This window comes from Rubritalea sp., from assembly GCF_039830215.1.
Taxonomy (GTDB): domain Bacteria; phylum Verrucomicrobiota; class Verrucomicrobiia; order Verrucomicrobiales; family Akkermansiaceae; genus Rubritalea.
In genome coordinates this window covers 1-4678 of the sequence record NZ_JBDOPO010000069.1, presented here as the reverse complement: position 1 = coordinate 4678, position 4678 = coordinate 1, and the positions used below count along the sequence as shown (strand labels likewise).

General features: G+C 50.3%; 2 protein-coding genes. Both read right to left on the bottom strand.

Annotated elements, in window-relative coordinates:
- Positions 1-307: 307 nt before the first annotated feature.
- On the bottom strand, positions 308-2053 hold the full coding sequence (locus ABGY95_RS02105; RefSeq protein WP_347440028.1) for a DEAD/DEAH box helicase: 1746 nt from the start codon (positions 2051-2053) through the stop codon (positions 308-310).
- Positions 2054-2311: 258 nt separating this feature from the next.
- On the bottom strand, positions 2312-4678 hold a 2367-nt coding region (locus ABGY95_RS02100), incomplete at its 5' end, for a DNA translocase FtsK (RefSeq protein WP_347440027.1).

Here is a 4678-nt window from a genome sequence, read left to right as displayed (position 1 = left end):
ATGGAGTAGTCGCTGCGCTTAATGTAAGGATTAGGGATGAATAACCCCGCTATATAGCGGTACATGCTAGGACAGAGGTGTCACTTTCCTGATGCATTGCTCCCTTGATACCAAGCTGGGGCTTGGCACTCTCGGTTGACACCTTCATCCGTGAGATGAACGTGATTCGTGGAAAAAGGAATTCATCATCCTAGTAACTTTAGCTACTTTCGTATTTTTTCGAGGTAGAGGTCGATTCTTCGATGAAACAAAAAGGGCGCTCTCATTTACGAGGACGCCCTTTGAAAATTTAATGTAAGACAGGAGCTTAAAGGTCGCGGTCGAGGCGACATGGGAATGCCTTGCCGCGAAGCTTTTGTCCTTTGAGTGCGTCGATTACTTTGTGTTCGTCTCCCTCTTTCACCTGAACGAGTGAGTGCTTAGGGAAGATGCGGATCTTACCAAGGCTGCCACTTGCGATGTTTGCTTCTGAGTAGATCATGCCAGCGAGTTCACCTGGAGCAACTCCGAGAACACCACCTGCGCCGATGAAGACCTGCTTCATTCCAGCTGCTACTTCGTTGCGGCGTGACTCACGGTCAAAGTTTCCACGCTCACCACGGTCTCCGCCTCTTTCAAAACGGTCACCACGAACACGTCCACGGCGGTCATCACGACCACCACGATCACGATCACGTCCGCGTCCACCTCGCTCATTGCGATCAAAATCACGGCCGCGGCCATTGTCTGGGCGGTCTTCTTGAATTGCTTCACCTTCTCGGCCGACAGTCTCGCGGATCATTCCGAAGAGCGTTCCTGCGATGTCAGTAGCTGCGTAACCTTGCTCGAGGAGACGATCTACGTAGTTCACAAATGGTGCTCCCTTGGTCTGAGCTTCGAGCTTGTCTTTAACGCTCTCGAAAAGAACATCAGCACGCTTGCCTTCCACTTCCTCCTGAGAAGGAACCTTCTCACGAGTGATCTTACAACGAGTGTAACGCTCAACATTCTGAAGACGGTAAACGTCACGTCCGAATACGAAGGACACTGCGCGACCTGAACGGCCAGCACGACCGGTACGCCCAATACGGTGCACATAGTCTTCAGGGTCCTGTGGTAGGTCGTAGTTTACAACGATATCAACTTCATCGATGTCGAGTCCACGAGCTGCCACGTCAGTAGCGATGAGGAGCTCAACCTTGCCCTCACGGAAACGGTTGAGAACACGCTCACGCATTTGCTGGGTGATGTCACCGTGGAGACGGTCCGCTGTGAACCCACGAGCAAGAAGAGCCTCTGTGGCTTCGTCCACTGCACGCTTAGTGTTACAGAAAACAACTGCAAGGCGGAATGCTTCCATGTCGAGGATACGGGAAAGGACTTCAACCTTAGAGCGGTTGCGTACTTCGTAGTAGGACTGTGCGATACGGTCCACGGTGAGAGCCTTCTTAGCAACTTCGACCTTCTGAGGGTTCTTACCGAACTTACCGATGAGACGCTCCACGTTGCGGTTCATTGTCGCTGAGAAGAAGAGGATCTGGTAGTCACCTTGCACTTGGCTAAGGATTTCCTCCATGTCATCGCGGAACCCCATGTCGAGCATGCGGTCAGCTTCGTCGAGGATGATGAGTTTAAGGTCATCAGTACGGAGTGTCTTACGGCGAAGGTGGTCCATGAGACGACCAGGTGTGCCCACTACCATCTGGGCTCCTCGGAGGCCGCGGATCTGACGGTCGATAGGTGCACCACCGTAGACTGGAGTAGAATTTATCCTAGGAAGGTTGCTACCGAGTCTAGCAACTTCTTCGCTAATCTGCACACAGAGTTCGCGAGTTGGGGAAAGAACGAGAACCTGTGGACGAGAGACATCTGAGTCAATCATCTCCAAGGCAGGAAGTACGAAAGCAGCTGTCTTACCAGAACCAGTTTCAGAGAGTCCGACGATGTCGTGCCCTCCGAGGATTTTTGGAATGGCTAGAGCCTGAATGTTCGATGGTGCTTCGTAGCCGAGGCCGTGCACCGCATCAAGAAGGGGCTTGGATAATCCCAAGTCCGTAAATTTTACGTCTGTCATAATCAGTTATAGTTGCTGCTCAAAGCCGCATCTGATTCATACCTATTCAACAGAAATCAATGGCGGCCAAGGTGGGTAATCCACCTCTGAGAACGCGACCTATGCGCCCACCCACGAAAAAAGGCAAGCTTTATTCAGAAATTATTCACAATCTCCAGCAACGCAGCACACAGAACTTAAGTGATTTAGAGAGAAAGGCTGGTACTAAAAACAACATCGCAGAGCAGGATGCTATTATGCTAGACTCCAGAAGCGCTTTTAAATATGAACCTCGCGGGCTTTTGCTCCATCAGCAGGTCCGATCATGCCACGCTCTTCGAGGATATCCATCATCCGAGCGGCACGAGTGTAGCCTAGGCGCAGGCGACGCTGGAGAAGAGAAGTACTAGCCTTTTGCTCAGTGGTGATAACTTCAATACACTTAAGCAAGCACTCCTCATCGGCATCAGTCACGTCGTTGCCGTCGCCACTGTCACTGGAGCCACCTTTTTCGATACTTTCTTGAATGGACGGTTCAAAGACCTGCTCAGCTTGTGCTGCACAGTGCTCGACAATCGCTTCGACTTCTTCGTCAGAAACGAAAGCGCCTTGGGCGCGCTCGAGTTTAGCCGAGCCTGGTGGCAAGTAGAGCATATCACCTTTACCTACCAATTTGTCGGCGCCTTTGGTGTCGAGAATGACTCGGGAATCGAGCGCAGAAGAAACCTGGAATGCTATGCGGCTAGGGATGTTCGCCTTGATAATACCAGTGACAACATCAGCACGTGGAGTCTGAGTCGCAATAATGAGGTGGATACCAGCGGCTCGAGCCTTCTGAGCGATGCGTGCGATATTCTGCTCCACATCAGCCGGAGCAGTCTGCATCAAATCTGCAAGCTCATCAATAATGACAACGATGTACGGGAAGCGATCTGGCATTTCAGTTTCCTCATCTTCCAAATCTAACTCATCGTCATCACCACCACCGATTGGCCCCAGTTCGCCGTCCTCTAGAGCTCGAGCAATGGACTCGATAGCTTCTGGATCAGGCTCTTCTTCAAGGGTGTCATCGACGACTTCTGGTTCGACAACTTCAGGCTCTTCTTTCTCTGGCCGTGGACGGTCATTGTATCCGTCAAAATTTCGAACACCACACTTAGCAAATAGTCTATAGCGTTTTTCCATTTCGTTCACTACCCAGCGGAGAGCCGCAACCACCTTATTTGGGTCTGTGACTACAGGCACAACCAAGTGAGGCAGGTCTCCGTAGATCTGCATTTCTACCACCTTTGGGTCAACCATGATGAAGCGCAGTTCGTCCGGACTGAACTTAAAAAGAATACTCGCAATGATCGAGTTAATACACACCGATTTACCCGCACCTGTAGCTCCAGCAACAAGCAAGTGAGGCATTGCGGCAAGGTCACCGATGACGGTGTTTCCATAGACATCTTTACCGAGCGCTAAAGGAATTTTCTTCTTCGCCGAGGTGAATGCTTCGTCTTGGAGCAATTCGCGAAGAGGCACAGCGACTTTGTTGTCGTTGGCAATTTCAATTCCGACTGTGTCCTTACCCGGAATGGGAGCCAGGATATTGATACGTTCTGCCTTGGTTGCACGCGCAAGATCGGCTTCTAATTGAGTGATTCGACTGACGCGCAAACCTAAGCTTGGGTATACCTCATAGCGTGTGATTGTTGGTCCACGGGTGATATCACCAGCTGAAACCTCGACACCAAATGCCTTTAAAGTATCAACAATAGTCTTCTGTATACTCAGAAGTTCCCCTTGATCCACCCCCTCGTCATCTGGCTCGGAGTCATCGAACGCTAAGAGATCGAAGCCTGGTGTTTCATAATTTTCAAAGCCATCAGTAGACAGTGATATTGCATTTGGCTTCTTGTTTCTCTCGAAAGGTTTAGCTCCAGGTTCGCGCTTGTTGTTTCTACGCTGACTAGAATCTATGATTTGCGGTTTTGGAATCTCTTTGAGCTCCATCTCTACTTGAGGATTCTTCTTATCATCCTCCGCTTTTTTCTGTTTAGCTTCTGCAGCTTTTTTCGCTTTAACTTCTTTTACTCGATCTTTCTCTTCCTGAGCTTTCTCTTTTGTTGCCGCCTTAGCATTATCCCGCTCCGACTGTCGGGCTTGTCGTTCGGCCTCGCGAGCTAACCGCTTCCCTTCTTTCTCAGCAAGGCGTTCTTTATCGTTAGCACGCTTTATTCTCCATTCCTTGAAATTCGCCCAGCACACCTTACTGAACTGGATCGGGTTCAGCCCAGTGAGCATGATCATCCCGATCATGTAGAGCATCAGCAGCAGGATGATGGCTCCAGTCTTGTTTAGAAGAGCCTCTAGAACATTAGTCCCTAACCAGTACCCAGCAAAACCACCTGGCTCGAAAATCAGATTTCTCGTGGCCCACTCGGTAAGGACCTCTGCAATATTAAGCAGACATGCTCCAGCCAGCACAAAACAGAAAAGCCCTACCACAGTGCGCTTTGAGAATTTTGCCCCCATGAAACCATAAGCTATACCCAGCCAGACCATACCGATCGGCAAAAGATAGCCCGCTGCACCAAAAACTCTGAGGACGAAGAAAGAAAGTAAGGCTCCAACCACGCCAATCGAGTTTTCTCGCGGCAG